The sequence below is a fragment of the Streptomyces sp. NPDC002577 genome (genome assembly GCF_053594815.1).
The window spans coordinates 159,659-180,363 of sequence record NZ_JBSFWK010000007.1; the positions used below are offsets into that span (position 1 = coordinate 159,659).

The 20,705-nt window shown below is 70.0% G+C and carries 20 protein-coding genes and 2 pseudogenes; 13 read left to right on the forward strand and 9 right to left on the reverse strand.

Translation table 11 applies throughout. The features are described from left to right. Positions 1-98: 98 nt before the first annotated feature. Together ACWD4J_RS12985 and ACWD4J_RS12990 are read right to left on the reverse strand one after the other, a co-directional pair. Entirely contained in the window at positions 99-2,396 is a 2,298-nt protein-coding gene (locus ACWD4J_RS12985) for a tetratricopeptide repeat protein (protein WP_451395393.1), read from the reverse strand. Positions 2,397-2,447: 51 nt separating this feature from the next. Beyond that, positions 2,448-3,347 carry an oxygenase MpaB family protein gene (locus ACWD4J_RS12990; RefSeq protein WP_451395523.1) on the reverse strand — a complete coding sequence of 300 codons (900 nt, stop codon included), beginning with the start codon at positions 3,345-3,347 and terminating at the stop codon, positions 2,448-2,450. Between the two features lie 300 nt (positions 3,348-3,647). Here ACWD4J_RS12990 and ACWD4J_RS12995 point away from each other — a divergent pair, with 300 nt between their 5' ends. The 4 genes from ACWD4J_RS12995 to ACWD4J_RS13010 all read left to right on the forward strand — a co-directional run bounded on the left by ACWD4J_RS12995 (position 3,648) and on the right by ACWD4J_RS13010 (position 7,348). Further along, complete coding sequence (locus tag ACWD4J_RS12995) at positions 3,648-3,836, forward strand: twin-arginine translocase TatA/TatE family subunit (RefSeq protein ID WP_451395394.1); 189 nt, start codon at positions 3,648-3,650, stop codon at positions 3,834-3,836. 247 nt (positions 3,837-4,083) lie between these two features. After that, the gene (locus ACWD4J_RS13000; RefSeq protein WP_451395524.1) at positions 4,084-4,794 is read left to right on the forward strand and encodes a response regulator; all 711 of its coding nucleotides are present in this window, start codon (positions 4,084-4,086) and stop codon (positions 4,792-4,794) included. A 216-nt stretch (positions 4,795-5,010) separates the two neighbouring features. Next, positions 5,011-6,756, forward strand: a complete 1,746-nt coding sequence (locus ACWD4J_RS13005; RefSeq protein WP_451395395.1) for a sensor histidine kinase — start codon at positions 5,011-5,013, stop codon at positions 6,754-6,756. Positions 6,757-6,892: 136 nt separating this feature from the next. Further along, entirely contained in the window at positions 6,893-7,348 is a 456-nt protein-coding gene (locus ACWD4J_RS13010) for a pyridoxamine 5'-phosphate oxidase family protein (RefSeq protein ID WP_451395396.1), read from the forward strand. Between the two features lie 11 nt (positions 7,349-7,359). Here ACWD4J_RS13010 and ACWD4J_RS13015 read toward each other — a convergent pair whose 3' ends face one another. Continuing rightward, entirely contained in the window at positions 7,360-8,241 is an 882-nt protein-coding gene (locus ACWD4J_RS13015) for a potassium channel family protein (protein WP_451395397.1), read from the reverse strand. Positions 8,242-8,523: 282 nt separating this feature from the next. Beyond that, positions 8,524-8,787 carry an SHOCT domain-containing protein gene (locus ACWD4J_RS13020; RefSeq protein ID WP_451395525.1) on the reverse strand — a complete coding sequence of 88 codons (264 nt, stop codon included), beginning with the start codon at positions 8,785-8,787 and terminating at the stop codon, positions 8,524-8,526. Between the two features lie 271 nt (positions 8,788-9,058). Here ACWD4J_RS13020 and ACWD4J_RS13025 point away from each other — a divergent pair, with 271 nt between their 5' ends. Beyond that, positions 9,059-9,676 carry an Rv1733c family protein gene (locus tag ACWD4J_RS13025; RefSeq protein WP_451395398.1) on the forward strand — a complete coding sequence of 206 codons (618 nt, stop codon included), beginning with the start codon at positions 9,059-9,061 and terminating at the stop codon, positions 9,674-9,676. 103 nt (positions 9,677-9,779) lie between these two features. On the opposite strand, the gene ACWD4J_RS13030 is transcribed toward ACWD4J_RS13025, so the two are convergent. Then, positions 9,780-10,649 (reverse strand): universal stress protein, encoded by an 870-nt coding sequence (locus tag ACWD4J_RS13030; RefSeq protein WP_451395399.1) that lies wholly within the window; start codon positions 10,647-10,649, stop codon positions 9,780-9,782. A 304-nt stretch (positions 10,650-10,953) separates the two neighbouring features. On the opposite strand from ACWD4J_RS13030, the gene ACWD4J_RS13035 reads away from it, so the two are divergent. Beyond that, complete coding sequence (locus tag ACWD4J_RS13035; RefSeq protein ID WP_451395400.1) at positions 10,954-11,244, forward strand: DUF1876 domain-containing protein; 291 nt, start codon at positions 10,954-10,956, stop codon at positions 11,242-11,244. Between the two features lie 119 nt (positions 11,245-11,363). Beyond that, positions 11,364-12,311, forward strand: a complete 948-nt coding sequence (locus tag ACWD4J_RS13040; RefSeq protein WP_451395401.1) for a pyridoxamine 5'-phosphate oxidase family protein — start codon at positions 11,364-11,366, stop codon at positions 12,309-12,311. Positions 12,312-12,372: 61 nt separating this feature from the next. Here the strand turns inward: ACWD4J_RS13040 and ACWD4J_RS13045 are convergent, their stop codons facing one another. After that, a complete protein-coding gene (locus ACWD4J_RS13045) occupies positions 12,373-13,251 on the reverse strand; it encodes a universal stress protein (RefSeq protein WP_451395526.1) in 879 nt (292 codons plus the stop codon). A gap of 311 nt (positions 13,252-13,562) precedes the next feature. On the opposite strand from ACWD4J_RS13045, the gene ACWD4J_RS13050 reads away from it, so the two are divergent. The 4 genes and pseudogenes from ACWD4J_RS13050 to ACWD4J_RS13065 all read left to right on the forward strand — a co-directional run bounded on the left by ACWD4J_RS13050 (position 13,563) and on the right by ACWD4J_RS13065 (position 16,345). Beyond that, positions 13,563-14,018: a cyclic nucleotide-binding domain-containing protein gene (locus ACWD4J_RS13050; RefSeq protein WP_451395527.1), complete on the forward strand. Its 456-nt coding sequence runs from the start codon at positions 13,563-13,565 to the stop codon at positions 14,016-14,018. Between the two features lie 38 nt (positions 14,019-14,056). Then, positions 14,057-14,734 carry a CBS domain-containing protein gene (locus tag ACWD4J_RS13055; protein WP_451395402.1) on the forward strand — a complete coding sequence of 226 codons (678 nt, stop codon included), beginning with the start codon at positions 14,057-14,059 and terminating at the stop codon, positions 14,732-14,734. A 327-nt stretch (positions 14,735-15,061) separates the two neighbouring features. Beyond that, positions 15,062-16,084 (forward strand): annotated as a pseudogene (locus ACWD4J_RS13060) (serine hydrolase domain-containing protein). A 57-nt stretch (positions 16,085-16,141) separates the two neighbouring features. Beyond that, the gene (locus tag ACWD4J_RS13065) at positions 16,142-16,345 is read left to right on the forward strand and encodes a hypothetical protein (protein WP_451395533.1); all 204 of its coding nucleotides are present in this window, start codon (positions 16,142-16,144) and stop codon (positions 16,343-16,345) included. Between the two features lie 245 nt (positions 16,346-16,590). On the opposite strand, the gene ACWD4J_RS13070 is transcribed toward ACWD4J_RS13065, so the two are convergent. Beyond that, entirely contained in the window at positions 16,591-17,376 is a 786-nt protein-coding gene (locus ACWD4J_RS13070; protein WP_451395403.1) for a methyltransferase domain-containing protein, read from the reverse strand. A 28-nt stretch (positions 17,377-17,404) separates the two neighbouring features. Here ACWD4J_RS13070 and ACWD4J_RS13075 point away from each other — a divergent pair, with 28 nt between their 5' ends. Both ACWD4J_RS13075 and ACWD4J_RS13080 read left to right on the forward strand, forming a co-directional pair. After that, a complete protein-coding gene (locus ACWD4J_RS13075; protein WP_451395404.1) occupies positions 17,405-17,836 on the forward strand; it encodes a MerR family transcriptional regulator in 432 nt (143 codons plus the stop codon). Positions 17,837-17,904: 68 nt separating this feature from the next. Continuing rightward, positions 17,905-18,240, forward strand: a pseudogene (locus ACWD4J_RS13080) (methyltransferase domain-containing protein); the annotation flags it as partial. Positions 18,241-18,361: 121 nt separating this feature from the next. Here the strand turns inward: ACWD4J_RS13080 and ACWD4J_RS13085 are convergent. Next, positions 18,362-19,972 (reverse strand): multicopper oxidase family protein, encoded by a 1,611-nt coding sequence (locus tag ACWD4J_RS13085; protein WP_451395405.1) that lies wholly within the window; start codon positions 19,970-19,972, stop codon positions 18,362-18,364. A gap of 75 nt (positions 19,973-20,047) precedes the next feature. Further along, positions 20,048-20,464, reverse strand: a complete 417-nt coding sequence (locus ACWD4J_RS13090; RefSeq protein ID WP_451395406.1) for a DUF6153 family protein — start codon at positions 20,462-20,464, stop codon at positions 20,048-20,050. Positions 20,465-20,705 lie beyond the last annotated feature (241 nt).

A 20,705-nucleotide genomic window follows, 5' to 3' on the forward strand; every position in this document is an offset into this window, starting at 1 on the left:
GTTCCGGTCCGCTGTGCCCACCCGTTCCGCCTCTGGCGGAACGACTGCCCACAGCGGGGCTGGGCGGGGCGGCGGCCCGGCACGCCGGGGGCCGCACCCTAGCCGCGCCCGCCCGACCTCTGCCGCAGCGCCGCCACTCGCCGATACAGCTCCACCGCCTCCGTGGAGCGCCCGAGCTGCTCCAGGCAGTGGGCCTCGTCGTTGCGGCTGGCGAGGGCGTCGGGGTGGTCGGCGCCGAGGACACGCTCGCGGGCCGCCGCGACCCGGCGGTACTCGGTGAGCGCGTCGGCCCACCGGCCGAGCCAGCCGAGCCCGACGGCCACCTCGCGGTGGCTGACGAGCGTGTCCGGGTGGTCTGGCCCCAGCACGCGCTCGCGGATCGCGCTCACGTCCCGGGCCTCGGCGAGCGCCTCCTCCCAGCGCCCGAGCCGCCCGAGGTTGACGCCCAGGCCGTGCCGGGCGCGCAGCGTCTCGGGATGGGCGGGTCCGTGCACGCGCGTGCGGTCGTCGACGAGGTCCCGGTAGAGCGTCAGGGCCTCCGCGCTGCGGCCGAGGCGGCCGAGGCTGATACCCACCTCGTAGCGAGCCGCGAGGGTGTCCGGATGGTCGGGCCCGAGCGCCTGCGTTCGGGCGTCGGCGACCTCCCGGTAGGTCTGGAGCGCCTCCGTCCAGCGGCCCAGCTGGCCGAGCGCGTAGGCGACCTCGTAGCGGGTGACGAGCGTGTCGGGGTGGTTGGCGCCGAGCACGCGCGCGCGGCCCGCGGCGACCTGGTGCGCCATGCGGTACGAGTCCTCGAGCCTGCCGAGCCGGCCGAGGTTGAAGGCGAGGTTGTGGCGGCAGCGAAGGGTGTCGGGGTGGTCGGGCCCCATGCTGCGCTCCCGCTGGGCGAGCACCGCGGTGTACACCTGGTGCGCCTCGAAGTGCCGGCCGAGCTGGCCGAGGACGTACGCCGTCTCCTGGCGGGCGGCGAGGGTGTCCGGGTGGTCCTCGCCCAGGGTGCGCGCACGGCCCTGGGCGACGCGCTCGTACTGCTGCAGTGCTTCGGCGGCCCGGCCGGTGCGGCTGAAGGTGAATCCGACCTCGTAGAGGCTGGCGAGGGTGTCGGGGTGTTCGGCCCCGAGCAGGTGTTCGCGATCCGCGGCGACGGCGCGGTGCACCTCGCCGGCCTCGTCCCAGCGGCCGAGCCGCCCGAGGCTCAGGCCCGCGTCGTGCCGGGAGACAAGCGCGGCGAGCGCCTCGGGCGGCGGCGTGGGCCGCTCGGGCCGCACCGGTTCGGCGGGCCGGCTGGCGTCGGCACGCGGGATCCACTCACCGGTGAGGCCCGCCGCCGGGTCTGGCGGTGTCGTACGGAGCGAGGCGGCGGCGCTCGCCTTGTGGCCCGTGGTCATGCCGCGGGTCCACGACGGCAGCCGCGGCTCACGAGACACCGGCTGCGGCGGGCGCTCGGCGGGCGGCCGCAGGGGCACGTCGTCAGCCCCGGCCCGCAGGGGCTCGTCGTCCGCCCCCGTCACCGGTGGCGACACGACAGTCGGGACGTACGTGGAGCCGCTGCGGCCCGCCGCGATGCCGCGCGCCAGTTCGCGGGCGTCGCGGGGCCGTTCGCCGGGTTCCTTGGCGAGCAGGCCGAGGATGAGTTCCTCGACGAATTCGGGCAGGTCCGCGCGGTGTGTCCGGGGCGGCTCGGGCGGGGTGTCCCGGTGTCCGACGAGCACCGCCCAGGCGTCATCGAGGTCGAACGGCGGTGCCCCGGTGGCGAGTTCGTACAGCACGCAGCCGAAGGAGTACAGGTCGCTGCGCTGGTCGACGTCGGCTCCGCCGATCTGCTCCGGCGACATGTAGTGCGGCGTGCCCATCGCGATCCCGGTGCCGGTGAGCCGCGAGGTGAAGCCGATGTCGTGGCCGAGCCGCGCGATACCGAAGTCGCAGATCTTCACCGAGTCGTCGGTGAGCCGCATGATGTTGGCCGGCTTCAGATCGCGGTGGACGATGCCCTGTTCGTGCGTGTACGCGAGGGCGGCCGCGACCTGTTCGGCGATATCCAGGATGTCGGGCACCGGCAACGGGTGGTGCTTGTTGTCCTCGAGGAGCTGGCTTAAGTTGCGGCCTTCCAGCAGCTCCATCACGAGATAGAGCACACCGTCGTGTTCACCGAAGTCGTGCACCACGGTGACGCCGCGGTGCTGCAGCGCGGCCGCGACGCGCGCCTCGCGACGGAACCGCTCCCGCAGCACGCGCGAGAAGGACTGGTCCTGGCCGGGGCTCAGCGGCTTGAGGCACTTGACGGCGACTCTGCGGCCCAGGGACTCGTCTCGCGCACGCCACACCTCGCCCATGCCACCGCGACCGATCAGGTCGAGCAGCCGGTACCGGCCCTGGATCAGCCTGGTGTCCGCCATCTTTGTGCCGTCGCCCCCGTCAACTCGCCGCGCCCTCCCCTGACCCCGTCGTCAGACGGGGCCTGGCCCGTCCAGTATGACGACCCGTCTGCGGAGTTTGTATGGGGCCGGGCGGCTGCCGGGTCCGAGTCGTGCCACGGCTCGGAGGATGTGTTTGGGCGGCAGTTGCCAGCGGACGCCTGCGGGGATGCGGCGCAGCAGGGTGCCGGTGAGACGCAGGCGCCGGGTGACCGCCTCAGGTGGCGGGGCCGCCCGTCCGTACAGCTCGTGGGCGTACGGCGGCAGGGAGGCGTACGCCAGGTTCGACACGCGCCGCCAGATGATCGCGCGCGCCGGGATCATCAGTGCGGGGACCGGGGGCCGCCGCAGGAAGTTGTCCACGTCGCGCGCCTCGGGCCCGGCGGCCAGCTCGGGCCGCGTCTTCTCGAAGTACGCGGCCAGGTCGGCGGCGTTGGCCGGTACGCGGTCAGGGTCGAGGCCGACGAGCCGGGCGCTGACGCGGTGCTCGTCGACGTACCGGTCGGCCTGCGCGTCCGTGAGACGGATCCCGGAGCGGCGCACGACGTGCAGATACGAGTCGATCTCGGCGCAGTGCACCCACAGCAGCAGCTCGGGCTCGTCGACGCCGTAGCGCTCCCCCGTGTCCGGGTCCGTCGCCCCGAGCATGCTGTGGATCTTCCGCACGCGGGCACCGGCCCGTTCGGCGGCCTCGGTCGTGCCGTACGTGGTGGTGCCGACGAAGTTCGCGGTGCGCATGAGCCGGCCCCACGCGTCCTCGCGGCCCCCTTCTCGATCAAATGCAGTGGAGTTCTGCATCACTCCGCGCACCGCGCGCGGATGGAGTGCCTGCAGGTACAGCGCGCGGACGCCCGCGATCCACATCATCGGGTCGCTGTGCAGCTGCCAGGTGACGGAGGAGGGGCCGAAGAGCCCCGGATCGCCGTCCGGCATGGCGCCCACCTCCTGCTCCCTCGTACGCCTGTGCTGCTGTCGCCACGGCCAGTGTGACAAGGATTTCCACTCGGCACTGGACGATGTCGCTGACCCGATGATGCCAACTACCCTCTGGCGCGGAGCGGTGCGGCCTCGACGAGGTCGCGCTCCAGCTCGTCCAGGGCCCGGCGGGCCGGCTGGAAGGCGGGCTTGTTGAGCGATCATGCTTCAGGAGAAACTTCTACAGCACTGTAGTTTGTGGCGTGTCGCCGGTACCCCGTACGGGCCGGCATCCGTCACCGGGAGAGAGCAGATCAGATGTTCGGCTTGAGCGAACTGGCCGTGATCCTCATCGTCGTCATCGTGGTCCTAGGGATCAGGAAACTGCCCGAGCTGACGCGGTCGGCGGGCAAGGCGGCCCGGATCTTCAAGAGCGAGGCCAGGGCACTGAAGGAGCAGGACGCCGGGGCATCCCCGTCGGGCCCGGACCGTCACGTCGAGCGGTGACGCCGTCCGGACGGGCCAGTACCGGGGGTGAGGCCGGCTGCGTCGGACCGGGCGAAGGGTGTCCGCCACGAGTCGGGCTCCCGGCCGCGACGGGTAACTCATCTGAAGCGGGACATCCCGGCCCCCGGCGAGAACAGGGCCGGTCGGCCCTGGTCCTTCGGCCCTGCCGTCACGCAGGATCAGCCATGAAGGCAAGGCTGAACACATGCCGGTACCGGGCGCCGCGGCGCAGGGCAGGAGCATCCTGATGGTGGACAGCGAGCAACGCGGGACCGACAGCCCGATCCAGGTGTTCCTGCTGGACGACCATGAAGTGGTCCGGCGGGGGGTCCACGATCTGCTGGACGACGAGCCTGACATCACCGTGGTCGGCGAGGCCGCCACCGCGGAGCAGGCCTTGGTGCGCATCCCGGCCCTGCGACCGCGGGTCGCCGTGCTCGACGTGCGCCTGCCGGACGGCGACGGCGTGACCGTGTGCCGGGAACTGCGCTCCCGCATGCCCGGCCTGGCCTGTCTGATGCTGACCTCCTTCGACGACGAGGAGGCGCTGCTGGATTCGATCATGGCGGGGGCCTCGGGTTACGTGCTGAAGCAGATTCAGGGCTCGGACCTGGTCTCGGCGGTGCGTACCGTGGCCGCGGGCCAGTCTCTGCTCGATCCCAGTGCCACCGCGCTGCTGATGGCCCGGCTGCGCGCGGACCGGCACGACGATCCGCACGCCGTCGCGTTGCCGGGACTGACACCTCGTGAGCGGGAGATCCTGGCACTGATCGGCGAGGGCCTGACCAACCGGCAGATCGGCCGGCGGCTCTACCTCGCCGAGAAGACGATCAAGAACCATATCTCCCGTCTGCTGGCCAAGCTCGGTGTGGAGCGGCGCATCCAGGCAGCCGTCATCGCCACTCAGGTCCAGGACCGCCTGGAACACGAGGCGCATCACGGTTCCTCACCCGCCTGACCGCGTTCCTGGGTGCAGGCGGCATCGAGCCGTGCCGTTTGAGCACCTCGCCTGTACGTATCTCCGCCCGGCCCACGCATACCGGCCTCTGCGCGAGCCGCCTCCCGCCGAACGGCGCAACCGTGTCGTGTCGCCGCACGGCCCGCGAAGGTAGCGTGGCCGTGACCGGGAGGTCGACCGTCGGCTCGGCGATGGTGGTGGCTGGAAGGAGCGGCGGTGGCAGGCTCCGAGGGCGCCGGCGTACGGCTGCCCCACCTGAGGCAGGACGAGCTGCTCGAAGAGCTGCAGGCTCGTCTGGATGCGGCACGCGGAACCCGGGATCGCGTGCACGGCCTGCTGGAAGCGGTGCTTGCGGTCGGCCGCGAGCTGGACCTGGAGCAGGTGCTGCGGAGCATCGTGGAGGCGGCGGCAGTGCTGGTCGACGCCGGATACGCGGCGCTGGGTGTGATCGGGCCGGACGGCAGGCGGCTCTCGGAGTTCCTGACGGTGGGCGTGACCGAGGAGGAGATCGCGGCGATCGGCCCCTTCCCGGAGGGGCACGGCATCCTGGGCGAGCTGATCCGGAATCCGGAGCCGCTGCGGCTGTCGAAGCTCTCCGAGCACCCCGCGTCGTACGGGTTCCCGCCTCACCATCCGCCGATGAACGCGTTTCTCGGTGTTCCCATCCGCGTCCGCGACCAGGTCTTCGGAAACCTCTATCTGACCGAGAAGCGGGGCGGGGCGCAGTTCGACGAGGAGGACGAGTCGGTGCTGTCGACCCTGGCCGTCGCCGCCGGGGTCGCCATCGACAACGCACGGCTCTACGAGGAGTCCAGACGCCGCGAGCGGTGGCTCACGGCGACCGCCGAGATCACCCACAGTCTGCTCTCCGGCAGTCCCCGCGGCGCGGTACTGGGCCTTGTCGCCGAGCGCGCACGTGAGATCACCCATGCGGCGCTCGCCGTGGTGGCCGTGCCGTTGGAGGGCAGTGACGCGCTGACGGTCGAACTGGCCATCGGCCAGGGGGCGGCGGAGCGCCGCGGGCTGGTGCTGCCCATGGAGGGCAGCTTGATGGGCGCGGCGTTCTCCTCCGGCACCCTGGTGGCCTGCCCGGACATCTCCGGCGACGAACTCGGTACGACGGGAATGTCCCAGGGCAGGGGGAGCGACTCAGCCGAAGCGCCCCGCTTCGCCAGTGGTCCGGCGGTCGCGGTACCGATCGGCACCGGCGAAGGCGTACGCGGTGTCGTCCTGCTGGCCCGCGAGGCGGGCGCGACGATGTTCTCGGCGGACGAGACGGAGCCACTCAAGGGATTCGCCGCACAGGCGGCGGTGGCGATGGAGCTGGCGGAACGGCGCCGTGACGCCGAGCAGATCGCGCTGCTGGAAGATCGCGACCGGATCGCCCGCGACCTGCACGACCTGGCCATTCAGCGCCTCTTCGCGACAGCCATGACGCTGCAGAGCGCCGGCCGGTTCATCGACCACCCGGTGGCGTCCGAGCGGGTACTGAGGGCAGTCGACGACCTCGACGAGACCATCAAGATCATTCGTACGACGATCTTCGGGCTCCGGTCGCGCGAGGAAGCCACGGAACAGGGTCTTCGGGCGCAGATCGTGCGTGCGCTCGGCGAGGCCGCTCCCGTGCTGGGCTTCCCGCCCAGCTTGCGGATGGAGGGCCTGCTGGACACGCAGGTGCCGAGGGCGGTCGCCGACCAGGTGCTGGCCGTGCTGTCCGAGGCGCTGACCAATGTCGCCCGGCACGCCCACGCCGACCGGGTCGAGGTGGTGGTGGAGACCGACGGTAAGGAGGTGCGGTTGGCAGTCACCGACAACGGCGTGGGCGTCCCGGCCGGGGGCCGTCGCAGCGGCCTGCGCAACATCGCGGAACGGGCCGGGAAGCTGGGCGGTTCCCTGGAACTGGCCGCCCCGCCCGGCGGTGGCACCTCTGTGGTCTGGCGTGTGCCCGTACGACCTGAGTAGCCGGGCGCGGCGAGGCCTCGCTCGAGGAGAGGCAGGAGGGCCCGGCTCACTGGGGCTGTTCGGCCCTGGTCCGCATCCCCGGGGCCGGGAAGCATGGATTTGCGCGACGTACCAGATGGTGAGGACGGGCGAATCCATGTATCCCCACGACGGCTTTCGTGAACTGGACCGACAGGAATGTCTGGCCCTGCTGGGCAGGGCCCCTGTAGGGCGCATCGTCCACACCCGTCATGCGCTGCCGGCAGTGCTTCCGGTCAACTTCGGTCTGGACGCCGATTCCGCCGTGGTGCTGCGCACCTCTGCGGAATCAGAACTGGCGCGTGCGGTCGACGGTTCGGTGGTGGCGTTCGAAGCCGACGAGGTCGACGCGGTCGCGCAGTCCGGCTGGAGCGTCGTCGTCACCGGCCTGGCCACTGTCGTGAGCGACCCCGGCGAGCAACGGCGGCTGGGACGGACCGGTCCGCGCTCCTGGGCCGCCTCGCCGAAGGACGTGTTCATCCGCATCGAGGCCGACCTGGTCACCGGCCGGGAACTCGTGGCCGACCGCTCGGTCCGCGGTACGGACCCGCATCCTGAGCAGCACGCCTGGTGACGCCACGTCGGTCATACGACGTCGCCACCGTCGCCACCGTGGTCACGGGCATAGGCCTGGAAGGTCTGATGCATGGAGCCCTCCGTGTGCAGGAACCATCGGTCGAGGATGCCGGCGAGGTCCTCGAGAGCCGCGGTGAGGACGGCGGCGGATGCCCTGACGTCCGGGCGCCTGGCCCTGACCGCCACTTCGGCCAGCTCGGCGGCATAGCCGACACGGAGGGCCAGGGACGTGTCGCCGTGACCGTCGTGGAAGTAGTACGACTCGGCGTACTGGGAGAGGTCCACGCAGATGCGCGCGACATCGCCCGCGAGGCCGTCGAGAGCGATGGCTCCAGCGGGCGAGTCCAGGTGCCGCTCGGCCGAGCCGGTTCGGCGAAGGTGGGAGATCCGCAGCGCGAGTGCCCGCCTGCGCGCCAGTGCCGGGTAGATGCCGAGGATCCAGGACACCGTGGCCGTCAGCAGTGCGAAGCCGACCAGGGCTTCCAGCGGGGCGACGATCCGGAGCCAGCCGGCGACCGGTGCGATGTCGCCGAGACCGAGCGTGGCGAGTGTGACCAGCGAGGTGTACAGGGCGTCCACCGGTCCGGAGTGCCGGCCCGGTTCCAGCGCCGCGGAGTAGGAGAACGCGTTCGGCATGTGCGGCCAGTAGATCAGCGCCCACCCCAGGGCCACACTCATCGCCCACGTGGCCACCACGGTCACCATGCCGAGCGGTCCGGCCAGACCGGCCGCCCGCCGACGGGCGCTGAACCGTGAGGAGAGCCGCCACAGACCCGTCATGATGATCCGGCTCAGGCCTCCATGGCGCGTGGGATGCCACAGGGTGTGGAACACGTCCCGCAAGATCGTCATCACGACGACTGCGCCGATCAGGGTGATCAGCCACTTCATGCGCATCCTCCAGGGACGCCGTCCGCACCGGACTCGGCAACGGGCGACCGCGCCCTGCAAGGGCTTCGCCTCGCGGCCGGCCTGCCCGGTCGCAGCGCCGACCCACCCTCCGTATCGGGGTGCTCGCCCTCCGCGCCCCTGCCATCGACGACCACGCCCCGCTGTCCTCGCCCGCTTCGGCTGTCTCCAGAGTCGCCGAGCCCGTCTCCGGCCGCACACTGCGACCTCCCCTCTGAGGGGTTCGGGTCCCATGGCGGCGGCGAGCGTCGGTGCGTAGGTGAATCAGGGTTTGCCGGGAGTGCCGGGGTACAGCGCGCTGAGACGGCGCCGGTACTCCTCTTCGTCGATCTCCCCGCGGGCGAAGCGTTCACCGAGAATCTGTTCGGGCGTGGGTACGGCGGGGTTGCGGGTGTGCTCGTGGGGGCGGTTGAGGGCCCGGAAGAGCAGCACGGCCACAACGATGATCAACACCCAGAAAAGGATCACGCTGATCGACATCGCGAACCAGCCCCATCCACCGCCACCGTGGTCGTACCAGAACATCATCACCACTCCCCGGCTACTGCGCCGGGTGCCACTCACGGGCGCGGCACCCGTTCGGAACGTGCCTTCACCTGCATCATCCCTCTGCCGTGTGCGACGGGACGGGGACCGATGGTCCCGGCCCCGTGGGCCGGTGCGCCCTCCCGGCCGGAGTACTCGGGCGCAGGCTCTGCGTACGGGGACCTCCAGTCCATGGCGGGCGGAGGGCCGGAGTACGACCGTAGAGGGGTAAGGCATCAACCGCTCCGGCGTTCGGCACCGGAAGGAGCGGACCGTGGAAGCGCACCAGCCGTTCCGACAGCCAGACCCTGCGGGACACCGGGCCCCGGGCCGCGGCACCAACCCCCTGCGACGCACATCCGACCGGCTGCGGTCCTGGTGCGCGCGCATTCTGCTGGTGATCGCCGTGGTGGGAATCCCCATCGCCGGGGTCACCACGGGCCTGATGTCGTACGAGTCCCGGATGCGCGTCGCGCAGACCGAAAACGCGGCACGGCATCCGGTGGACGCGCGGCTCGTGGCAAATGCCCCGGAGGCCGTGCCGACCGGCGACGGCGCCGACCCGGCGAGAGTACCCGCGCAGGTGCGGTGGACCGGATCCGACGGAACGGAGCACAACGGCACCGCGCAGGTGAAGCCGGCTACCGCGGCAGGCACGACCATACGGCTGTGGGTCGACGGCCGTGACCGGATCACTCCGGCACCGACCACTCCCGGTCAGGCCGTCCTCAGCGGTTGTACGAGCGGGGTCACGGTCTCAGCGGCGGCCATCGTGACCGCCGTACTCGCGTGGAAGGGCTTCACGCGCCTGCTCGACCGCAGAACGTACGCCCAGTGGGACGCCGAGTGGGAGCGGGTCGAGCCCGATTGGTCCCGACGGCTCCGAGAGTGAGGAAACCGCCCGGGACGGGTGCCGGTCATCGGCGCGAATGCCTCGCTTCCGGGTGGCGGAGCCTTCCTGCTGACGCGGCCGACCGGCTCAGTCGTCGACCGGGTCAGTCATGCGGGACGACGGCGACGGGGCACGCCGCGTGGTGCACGGCGGCATGAGCCACGGGACCGAGGCGCGGCGCCAGTGCGCCCCGGTGCCTGCGTCTGCCGAGCACCAGGAGGTCGGCCCCGTACGCGCCCGCTACGGTGGCCCTGGCCGGGCTTTCGAGCCGGACCACGTCGACCACCTGCACGCCGGGGAACTTCTCGCGCCAAGGGCGCAGCGCCTCGTTCAGGTCCTTCTCCACTTCCTCCGTGATCTCTGCGGCGACCTCGGCGTCCACACCCCAGGGCGTGTACGCCTGCATGGGAAGCCCGCGCCCGTGAACCGCCCGCAGCGGCACACCGCGGGCGGCCGCGGCGGAGAAGGCGAACTCGAGCACGTCGTCACACGCGTCCTTGAGCCCCAGTCCGACCACCACGCAGCCCTCATGCCCGGGAGGCTGCACCGTCTCGTCGACACCCTCACGTACGAGCACCACCGGCCGCTCGGCCCGTGACACGACATCCATGCTGATGTCACCGAGGAAGTAGCTTTCGACCGCACCCAGCCCCCGCGATCCCAGCACCACCAGTCGGGACTCGGATGCCGCTCTCAGCAGCGCGTCCCGGGCATCCTCGGCGACCAGGTTCTCCACAATGAGCAGAGCAGGGTGACGCTTGTGGAGCTCCGTCTGCGCGTTGTGCACGATGCGCCTCGGCCAGTAGTTCGGGTCCTGCTGCGGGGGGACATCAGACGTCCCGGGCCGCAGCAGAGGCCATGCGTGGAGCAGGCGCAGCGCGAGTCCCTGCCGGTCGGCTTCGTCCGCGCCCCAGCGGGCGGCGGCCAGGCTCTCAGGTGAACCGTCCAGGCCCACGGTGACCACTGGCTCCATGGCGAGCGCCTCCGTCTCGATAGAACGTGGGGCTACGGACGGCATGTCCGGCTCGCCCCTTTTCCCGGCACAGCGCGGCGCCCGACCGGCACGCGTCCGCACCAAGCAACTTCATATTGAGAAGTACCCAGATGTGGCATTTTGCCGCGCTTCTTATGAAGGGTGACGGTACCGCCGTCGTGCCGCGGATCTGATTACAGGGACCTCCGGCCCCGTGACGGCGGGGCGCCGACGTCCGACGATGAGATCGATGGCCGAGTGACCTCTCGGTACCCAGACGAGTACGCAGATGAGGAGGAGAGCGATGCCGCATACCGTTGAGTGGAAGGTTCGCCTCTACCTTTTCGAGGACGAAGGAGCGACGACAGCACGCGTGGTGTTGAACACCGGTACCTCGACGCTCACTGGACACGGGACGGCGCACTGCAACCCCGCGGACACGGATGTGCCGGAGATCGGTGACGAGCTGGCGGCGGGCAGGGCCATGCGGGACCTCGCCCAGCAGCTGGTGGACACTGCGGAACGCGACATCGAGAGCGTCGGTGCAGCAGCTGATGGGCGCCGCGCTCGTCCCGTCGCGGGGTGGTCCATGTGACCGGCGGCGGGTCCGCCAGACACCGCGCACTGGCGCGCGGCAGGCCCGTCTCGGCAAGCAGGGTACGGGCCAGTGCCTTCCTCTCCGTAAAGCGACGTTTTCCAGGAACGGTGATGATCATGCGTGCTCACCTGGGCGACCAACTCGTCATCGAGAGCCCCACCACCGGAGCGACCAAGCGCGAGGGCGAGATCGTCGGCCTCCACCACGAAGACGGAACGCCGCCCTATGACGTTCACTGGTCGGACACGGACGAGACAACGCTCGTATTCCCTGGACCCGACGCGCACGTGCATCACCTGGAGCACGTGGCCGAAACAGTTGAACCAACTGAACCAACCGGCAAGCCCTCCAGGGCTGTTTCCGCCGAGACGGCCTCGGGAGGGTTTGCCGTATCCGACGACAGGACGCCAGCCGAGGCGTCCCTGGTGGGCGACATCGGGCGCCGCGTGGCCGCCGAACGCGAGCGGCAGGGACTCAGCCGGGCGGAAACTGCCCGCCGCGCCGCCATGGCTCCGGACTACCTCGCCTACGTCGAGGAGCAGCCGGCGGATCCGAGCCTGGCGAGTCTCATCAGACTGGCCGCCGCGCTGGGCACCAGCGTCGCGGCTCTGCGCGGCAGCGGCATCGACCTGCCGCCCGGCCAGGGCCAGGCCCTCCTCCGCCCCGAACTGCGGGACCTCGGTCCCGACCAGTGCCGGGCCCTGCTCTCCACCCACGGTGTGGGGCGCGTCGCGGTGTCGACACCTGACGGCCCGGCCGTCGTACCGGTGAACTATGAGGTCGTCGACGACGCGATCGTCTTCCGCACTGCTCCCGGTTCCACTCCCGCGGCCGCGGCGGGAAACGACGTGGCCTTCGAGGTCGATCACGTGGACGACGCCATGAGCCAGGGCTGGAGCGTGCTCGCCGTCGGCCCGGCCCGCCCGGTCACTGAGCCGGATGCCGTTCGCCGACTGACCGATCGCGCCCACAGCAAGCCGTGGGCGGGGGGCGAACGCGAGATGTGGGTCTCGATCCAGCCGAGGCGCCTTACAGGGCGGCGCATAGGTCCGGCCGAGCAGTAACCGGCCGGACGGCCGCAGGCGCGGCTCCGGGTGCGCGGCACGGCGCCCGCCATGCCGGAGTTCATGCCCCCTGTGGGACGACGGCGACCGGGCACCGCGAATGGTGCAGCACGGCGTGAGCGACCCGCCCGAGCTGGAGACCGAAGTGACCAGGGCGCCTCAGCGCCCCGACGACCAGCAGATCCGCGTCGGCCGATTCGCTCACCAGCACCCTGTGTGGGGCGCCCTCGATCGCCCGGCGGACCACTTCGACGCCGGGGTGATCCCGCTCGGCCTCGCGGAGTGCCCCGGCGAGGAGAGTGGAGGCACGCTCCTCGTGAACCTGGGCCGCATCGTCCTCGAAGAGCAGGTGGTCCACCTGTTCATGTGCCGGGCTGCGCCAGACCCGTACGGCGTGGAGCGGGCAGCCCCGCACCTCGGCCTCACGGAAGGCGAACCGCACAGCGGCCAGGTGCTCAGGCGACTCCCCGACACCGACCACCACCCGCCGGAAGGTCCCCTGCCGGTTCTGCACCTCGCCATGGACCACGATGACCGGGGACACGAAGGCGCGGGCCGCCACGGCGAGGCTCACCGATCCCAGCAGCGCCCCGGCGAACGCCCCTCGGCCGTGCGACCCGGTGACCACGGCGTACGCGTCGTGGCCCGCCTGCAGCAGGGCGGACACCGCATCCTCCGGAATGACCTCGGCCGACACCTTCAGCTCCGGGTTGCGACGCTGGGCGCGTTCCGCGCCGGACGCGGCGATGTGCTCCGCCATGATCTCTTCGGAGGGGCGGTCGGTACTGAAGGACGGGCGGCCGCCCTCGTACCGCTCCCACAGGGAGGCGTATACCAGGCGAAGCGGCAGCCCGTGGCGTGCCGCTTCGTCCACTGCCCAGTCGATCGCCTGCAGGCTGGACTCCGAACCGTCGACACCGACGACCAGCGGGAGTTCCATCGTCTCCACCGCCTTCCTTCCCAGCGGCCACTGCGCGGTCCCTGTACACACCGTCGCATCGCGCACGGCCGGCCGCGACAGGCGGACCGGCAGCCGTACGCGGCACCCCGGGACCCGGTGAGGCCACCGTCAGCTCATCAGGGCCGGTCGGCCCAAGTCCTTGGCCCTTTCAGGCCCTGGGAGACACGCGCCCCGGGACGGACGCTGGAGTCACCGAGGAAACGGGACGCACTGCCGGCTCCCGCCTCCGCCGGCCGAACAGACGGCACTTCCCGCACCGGGCCGTGCAGGCAGTAAGGAAGGCAATCATGATGACAAGGACCGGCGCTCTCTCAGCTCTGCCCAGGGGGTACCACGATCGGCTCATGGCCATCGCTCGCGAAGTGTCCTTCGACTCGGGCGAGCGCATTTTCAAGGAGGGCGACAAGGCAGACCGCTTCTGGATCATCCAGACGGGCACCGTCGATCTCGATCTTCATGTGCCAGGCAGGCGCGCGGCGGTCATCGAGTCCCTCCACGCCGGTGAACTTCTCGGCTGGTCCTCGCTCATCCCACCCCACCACCGGCACCTGGGAGCCGAGGCGTCAAGCCCGGTACGCGCATACGAGTTCGACGCCACGGTGGTGCGGGAGCTGTGCGAGCAGGACCCGGTGTTCGGCCGTGCACTGATGACCCACGTCTCCGGCTTGATCGCAAACCGGCTCAGGGCCGCCCGCCTGCGACTGCTCAATCTGTACGCGCCCTACGGCGCTGGGCCTGTTCCCTGAGTTCCATTGCCTGCGACGGCGAAAGGAGGAGGTCCCAAGTGCCTGAGACCCCGCACATCGTGAGCGACGTGATGACCATGACGGTCGTGGCGGTCGGACGTGACGCACCCTTCAAGGAGATCGTCAGGACCATGGAGCAGTGGAAGGTGAGCGCCCTGCCGGTCCTGGAGGGCGAAGGGCGCGTCATCGGGGTGGTCTCCGAAGCCGACCTGCTGCCCAAGGAGGAGTTCCGCGACAGCGACCCGAGCCTGTACGAGCAGCGTCAGCGGCTGTCCGACGTAGCCAAGGCGGGCGCGGTGACCGCCGAGGAGGTCATGAGCACTCCCGCCATCACGGTGCACCCCGACGTCACCCTGGCGCAGGCAGCCCGGATCATGGCCGTGAAACACGTCAAACGGCTTCCCGTGGTCGACGGCGAGGGCATGCTGCAAGGCATCGTCAGCCGCGGCGACCTGCTGAAGGTCTTCCTGCGGTCGGACGAGGACATCGCCGAAGAGGTCCGACGCACGGTGGTGTCCTACCTGTTCCCCGCCCTCGGCCACACCATCCACGTGAACGTGCACGACGGAGTAGTCACTCTCCACGGACAGGTCCGGGACACCTCCCCCATCTCCGTCGCCGTACGCCTCGTCCGCGCCGTGGAGGGCGTCGTGGACGTCGAACCCCGCCTCACCGGTGCGCCCGCAGCCGTGACCGCACCGGAGAGAGCGCGGTGACAGATCCGCACCCCCGGGTTCCGTGTTGTGCGGCCGGCCTCCCTGTGACCAGGATCGATAGTTGGCACCGGGAAACGTTCGTGACCTGCGCCGGTGCCAAGTAGCTCCCGTGGCTTGAAGAGCGGAATCAGAGAGATAGTTGGCAATTTGGTACAGCGCAGGTCACAAAGCGTGTCGCCGCATCTCGGCGTCCACGCACCTAGGAGCGTGGGTCAGTAATTCTGGCTCTCGGCGTCAGTGGGTGGTTCCCGGTGTTGGGTGGCGGTGACTACGAGGATGGTGCGAATTCGGTCGCAGGGTTTGGGGGTTTCGAGCACACTTGTTCCTATGGGACTGGTCACTGCGGACGCCGAGCGGTCGCTCGATGACTTGGCTTTGTGGAACGGGTTCTCCGGGGTTGTGGCGGTGCACCGTGGCGTGAAGGCCGAGTTCACGAAGGCCTACGGCGAGGCGTTCCGGGGATTCGGGGTCCTGAATACCGTGAATACGCGGTTCGCCCTGGCCAGCGGCACGAAGGGCCTGACGGCCGCGTGTGTGATCGGGCTTGTCGCGGACGGCCTGCTGGATCTGGCGACGACCGCCCGGTCGGTGCTGGGCCGCGATCTGCCGCTGATCGGCGGCGACGTCACTGTCGGGCACCTGCTGGCCCACCGGTCTGGCATCGGTGACTACTTGGACTAGGACGAGGGCTTTGACGTCACCGACCACATGCTTTCGGTGCCGGTCCACACGCTCGTCGACACCGAGGACTACCTGGCCGTGCTGGACGGCCACCCGGCGAAGTTCAGGCCGGACGACCGGTTCTGCTACTGCAACGGCGGATACGTGGTGCTCGCGCTCATCGCCTCCCGGGTCGCCGGTGTGCCATTCCATGACCTCGTCCAGGAGCGCGTCTGTGTACCGGCCGGGATGACGGACACTGCGTTCGACCGTACCGATGAACTGCCAGAGCGGACCGCTGTCGGCTATCTCAGGGCGGCTGGCGATCGGAGCAATGCACTGCACCTTCCGGTACGCGGCAGCGGCGATGGCGGGATCTTCTCGACGGCCGCGGACGTGGCGGCGTTCTGGTCGGCGCTGTTCGGCGGCCGCATCGTGCCGCAGCAGTGGGTGGAGCGCATGGTCGCGCCGGTCAGCGACGTGCCGTCGAAGAAGCGCCGCTACGGTCTGGGATTCTGGCTGGCCGGGGCGGGCGATCGCGTGCTGCTGACCGGCTACGATGCGGGCGTCTCGTTCCAGACGACTCACGATCCGGGGACCCAGCTCAGTGCGACGGTGGTGTCGAACACGACGCCGGGTGCGTGGCCCATGGCGCGGCAACTCACATACCTCGTCATGCCTGATGCCTGACAAGGTAATGCCAACCTCGCCGGTCATTCGTGATCTTCTGTATGGAAGAATCTTGGTATGTCTGGTGGGGATGGTCTGTTCGAGGTGGCGGCGACGGGGGTGAAGCCGGAGGGCGGGCCGTCGGCACCGGTGACCAAGTCGTTCCGCGTGTTCGCCCCGGATCAGACGCTGTTGCTGCCGCCGTCGCTGGATGAGTGGCTGCCGCAGGATCATCTGGCGCGGTTCGTCGCCGAGCTTGGGACTCCGCCCCGCACACCGTGACCGCCACGGAGGGCAAGGCTTTCGACACTGACAGTATCGACGACGGTGCCACCGCCACCTTCACCGCGCCGTCTACCCCTGGCAGCTACTCCTTCATCTGCGCCATCCGCCCCATGACGGGCACGCTCACCGTACGTTGATACCCAAGCGGCAAGCCCGCGCGCTGATGCGAAGCCGCGCACGGACACCCCGCCGTGCCCTTGATTCCGGGGTAGGGCGCGCCTCCACGGGGCTCCCGCCAGCGGCTAAGGACGGGTGGCAGCGGCAAGAAACAGCGGCACAGCCACGAACAAGCGGCCCGCATTGGCGCGTTGGGCCTGTTCCTCGACCCAGGCTTCGGCTTCCGCAAAGCTGATCGCACCTACGGACCGGGCCCCTTCCGCGAGACCGTCCAGCATGGGCAGCACGACTGCGTCGGTGAAGATCCCCGTATGAGCCTCGACCGTGACGTCGTCGAAACCCGCGTCGAGGAGGAGGTTGCGGTAGCGGCGGGCGGTGCGCGGCCCGGGGACCGTGTCGGCGCGGGCGTGCACGATGGTGCGGGTGAGCACAGGGTCATCGGCATCGATGACGAAGGTGTCCCAGTCCTGCCCGATGAGGACGATGCGCCCGCCGGGGGCGAGCACGCGCCGCGCCTCGTCGAGCGCGCGGGCGGGATCGTCCACGTCGTGGTACATCTTCTCGGCCCGATATGCGCCCAACACGCTGTCCTCAAAAGGGAGTTCATAAGCGTTCGCCAAGCGGAAGTCTCCGGCCGGCCAGCGTCTGCGGGCGACGGCGACCATCTGCGCGTCGATGTCGACGCCGACTGCCTGTGCACCCCGCTCGCTCATCTCCGCGACCGCGCGACCGGGCCCGCAGCCCGCGTCGACTACCACCGCGCCCGGCCTGATGCCGAGCAATTCGTAGGAGCGGGCCCGTAGTTCGACTGCACCCGGAATGTTGTCCACGTTGTCGAGCAGGGCGATTAACGCGTCCGTGCCCTCGGGGACGCGAACTGTCGTCTCGTCTTTCGTTTGATGCTTGTGCATGCTCGGTAGCCTGCGACTTAATGTCGGCATGAAGTCAAGCGAGCCATACGAGCCGATGGCTATCGGGGCGCTCGCGGAGCGTTTCGGACTTGCCACCCATGTCCTGCGCCATTGGGAGGCCATGGGCCTGCTCCGCCCCGAACGCGATGTAGCAGGCCGGCGCCGCTACGGCCCGGAGGACCTCGTCCGTGTGGCCGTCATCCTGCGCGCCAAGGAGGCCGGATTCGACCTCGACAGCATCCGCGAGATGATCGAGGAGTCCGATCCCTCTGCCCGGCGCGCCACTCTGCAGCACCGTCGCGCCGAGCTGCAGCGGCGTATCGCCGAGGCGCAGGCCTCGCTCGAGCTGATCGAATGCGCCCTCGACTGTGACCACGAGGACTTCGCCACCTGCCCCCACTTCCAGCAGATGGTGCGCGAGCGCATCGGTGTCAGCGCGCCGCCGCATGTGCGGGCTTAGCCACGGCTTCACGGCTACGGTGGAAGTGTGCCAGGCGCCGGTACGCAGCGGATGCGTAAGGAGGCCCGATGCACGGCCACAAGGCGGCACAGCCCGAGGAACCCGGGGTGCTCATCACCCATGTGCGCTTGTACAACGTCTTTCTCGCGGTGCTCTTCGCAGGGCGGCGAGGAGCACTGGACGCCGCCATGGCCGCGGCCAGCGGAGCCGCGCCCAGGGACCGGGTGCTCGACGTCGGGTGCGGCCCCGGGCACTTCGCCCGCCGGCTCGCCATGGTCGTCGGCCCGCGGGGCGAGGTCGTCGGCGTCGACCCCTCTCAGCCCATGATCGACTACGCCCGGCGCCACGCGGGCGCGGCGCCCAACTGCCGCTTCGAGGTGGCGGCGGCCCAGGCTCTGGCCAAGAACCCGGCCACGACCCTCAGGGTCTGGACAGGCAGCGCTGATCCGCACCCAGTCCTCGGCCGACGCGTCCGGGCGCGCCCACCGGTGCCGGTGAGCGCGCCTGGACGACGAAAGGAGAGGATCAGGCAATGTAGGCGACGTTCGCCATCATCCCCGCCTCGCCGTGATACGCGTTGTGGCAGTGCAGCATCCACTGCCCCGGGTTGTCAGCGTCGAAGAAGACGGACAACTTCTTCTTGGGCAGCACGATCGCGGTGTCCTTGCGCGGCCCGGAGTCGCCGAGCCGGTAGGTGTGACCGTGCAGGTGCATCGGGTGCCACATGTCGGAGTCGTTGACGAAGTCGAGCCGCACCCGCTGACCGTCCTCGATGACGATCGGGTTCGCCTCGGGATCGTTCATGTCGAACGGCATGCCGTTGATGGCCCAGTTGTACTTGTGCATGCCGCCGGTCAGCTTGATCTGGTGCGTCACGTCGGTCTTGGCGGACTTCAGTCGTACGCCGTCGGCCGCCCGGAGCTGGGAGGCGCTCATGATCATGCCGTCGAGTTCCTTCGGACGGACGGTCGCCGACGGTGCGCTCCCCGAGCCCGTACGCACGACAGCCAAGCCGTTCGCGTTCTTGCCCTCGGCCAGGGCGACGAGCGGGAAGACTCCGTCGCCGAGGGTGACGAGGACGTCGTACCGCTCACCCATGCCGATCAGCAGGGCGTCCACCTCCTGGTGCTCGACCGGGAAGCCGTCTGTGTGGGTGATGGTCAGCTTGTGTCCGCCGAGCGCGACCCGGTACGCGGTGTCACCGCCTGCGTTGATGATCCGCAGCCGCACCTTCTTGCCGGGCTTGCTCGTGTAGACGTCGGGGTCGGCGGCCACCCGGCCATTGACAAGGTGATGCGGGTACTTCACGTCCCCGGCGTCGCCGCCGAGCAGGTCACTCTGGGCACCCATGAGCATGAACTTCATCGACATGCCGTCCGAGGTGGCGGAGGACGAGGGCGAGGCGGAGTCGCCCATGTCCATCCCACCCATGTCCCCCATGTCGTGGCCCTCCATGCCGCTGGAGCTGGGGCTGCTCTTCCCCATGTCCATATGGCCCATGCCTTGCTTCAGTTCGGCGAAGACCTCATCCGGGGTGCCCGTTACGCCGTCGACCCAGTCGTCGAGGAGGACGACCCACTCGTCGTCGTACGCGAGGGTCTCCTTGGAGTCCTCGACGATCAGCGGGGCGTACAGGCCGCGATCGAGCTGGACGCCGACGTGCGGGTGGAAGAAGTACGTGCCCGGGGCGTCAGCGATGAACTTGTAGGTGAAGGTGGAGCCGGCCCGGACGGCGGTCTGGGTGGCGGACGGCATCCCGTCCATGTCGTTGCGCAGCGCGATGCCGTGCCAGTGGATGGACGTCGTCGTCTTGTTCGGGAGCTGGTTGGTCAGCTCGGCGATCAGGGTGTCCCCGGCGGACAGCCTGATCTCCTTGCCCGGGGTGCGTCCGTCGAAGGCCCAGGTCTTGGGCATGATGCCGCCGCCCAGGTCGATCTTCGCGGGCGCCGCTGTCAGGGTGACTTTCTGCTGCCGCCCAGTGCCGGCGCGCTTCTTCTCGGCGGCGGCCACGGCCGAGCCGGAGGGGTTGACAAGGGTGGGGCTGCTGCCGGAGTTGCTGCTGCAGGCGGCGAGAGCGCCGCCTCCGGCGACTCCCAGTCCGGCGAGCAGCAGGGAGCGGCGGTTGATGCTGTTCATCTCTTGGTGTCCTCTGTGTCGAAACTGCCGATGTGGTCGCGTGGGGACGGCACATCGCGCGCCGTCCGGCGCGGCCTATATGCGCAGTTGAGAGAGGACGGAGAGGTCGGGCGGAGCACGCCCGATCGCGGCGGCGGGTGTGCGTCCTCCCACCGCCTGGTACAGGTCCGCGAGCGGGTCGAACTCGCTTTGGCTGGGCATGGCGAGCTGCACGGCATCGATACTCGCCGTGGCGCAGTGCTGCATGCCCGGGGCGGCACAGCCACCAGCGTCGATGCTGTGCGTGGGGGCTCGGGAGACGAACTGTGAGGCGGTCTTCCAAGCCTCGTCCGGCATCGCGTGCGCGGCATGGGCAGAGCCCGGCATGGACGAGACAGCGGTCGCCGACGTCTCGTGGTGCACGAGCACGGCCAGCGCGACGCACAGGGTGAGGAACACCCCGTACGACCAGCGAACGGCTATGCCGCCGCTGCCTGCTGTCCGCATCCTCATCACTCCACCTGATCGACGCTTGCCCGAGTCTGCACCTTACCCCCGGGGAGTACCTAAAGGCGCAGCGGACTGATGTCGCTCTACTTGTTACTCGGCCGGACGGCTCCGTACGGTCCGCAGGTCCACCGCCTCTTCCGCACCGCCCTGCCCCCGTCGTGGTCCGGGTGCGGCGGAACGCGGTAGGTGACCCAGGTGATCAGGCCCGTTCTCTGGACGATGCTCTCCCCCCGAGGCGATGTGT